Origin of the sequence: Anaerotignum propionicum (assembly GCF_024461735.1) — a bacterium.
Classification (GTDB): domain Bacteria; phylum Bacillota; class Clostridia; order Lachnospirales; family Anaerotignaceae; genus Chakrabartyella.
The window spans coordinates 1-265 of record NZ_JANGAD010000031.1 but is presented as its reverse complement, the minus strand read 5'-3'; the positions used below and the strand labels follow the sequence as shown (position 1 = coordinate 265).

The following is a 265-nucleotide window of genomic DNA, read 5'->3' as shown; positions in this document are numbered from 1 at the left end:
CGAAAGGAATTTGTGAGAGGATCGGAATTGACGGACGTCTGACGTATCAGCCGGAAGGCGGAGAAAAAGAGGTGTCGGAAAAGGCGATGCCGACCCATACAGAGGCAATTCAGTTTGTGATTGAAGCTCTTACAAATCCGGTAACGGGTGTTGTTAAGAGTTTGGATGAAATCGGAGCTGTAGGACATCGTGTCGTACACGGCGGAGAAAAGTTTGCATCCTCAGTTGTGATTACAGAAGAAGTGAAGAAAGCGATAGAGGAATG

General features: G+C 47.2%; 1 pseudogene. It reads left to right on the top strand.

Annotated features, from left to right (window positions below):
* Positions 1 to 265 (top strand): annotated as a pseudogene (locus NE558_RS14285) (acetate kinase); the annotation flags it as partial.